The sequence below is a fragment of the Microbacterium sp. ZW T2_14 genome, assembly GCF_044987405.1.
Classification (GTDB): domain Bacteria; phylum Actinomycetota; class Actinomycetes; order Actinomycetales; family Microbacteriaceae; genus Microbacterium.
Genome location: NZ_JBJDRK010000139.1, coordinates 1 through 532 on the forward strand (window position 1 = coordinate 1; position 532 = coordinate 532).

General features: G+C 75.6%; 1 pseudogene. It reads right to left on the minus strand.

Going from position 1 to position 532, the window contains the following annotated elements:
* Positions 1-532 (minus strand): annotated as a pseudogene (locus ACI3KY_RS20340) (hypothetical protein); the annotation flags it as partial.

Here is a 532-nt window from a genome sequence, read left to right on the forward strand (position 1 = left end):
CGCGAACGAGCCGGCGACCGAGACGTCGCCGCCACCGGCGCCCGAGACCGACTGCGCCGAGATCGTCGACGTCTGGTCGGCGCCGTCGACCGCGACCGTGGACGAGATGATCAGATCGTGGGCCGTGACGGTCACACCGCTCGGCACGTCGGCGCGGTTGCTCACATCGGCGAGCGTGATCGCGACCGCCGCGCCGATTGTCGCGTCGGCGCCCTGCGAGGCCGACCCGTCGGCGGACGATGCGGCGTCGGTGTTGGCCGCGCTCGCGAACATCGCGGTGCCGCCCGCGGTGACGGCGATCGCCGGACCCACGATGGTCTCTGCACGCACCGTGGCGAGCGTGATCGCGACGGCTGCGGCGACGTTCACGCCGCCCTGCGACGATTCGGCCTTCGGAGCAGCGGCCGTGCCGGTGCCCTGGCCGCCGTTGGCGGCCGAGGTGGAGTCGGCGTGCGCGCGCTCAGCGGCGACCGCCTGGTCGACGCCGGTGCCCGAGCCGCCGCCTCCGGCGCCGGTGCCGGGAGCACCCGCC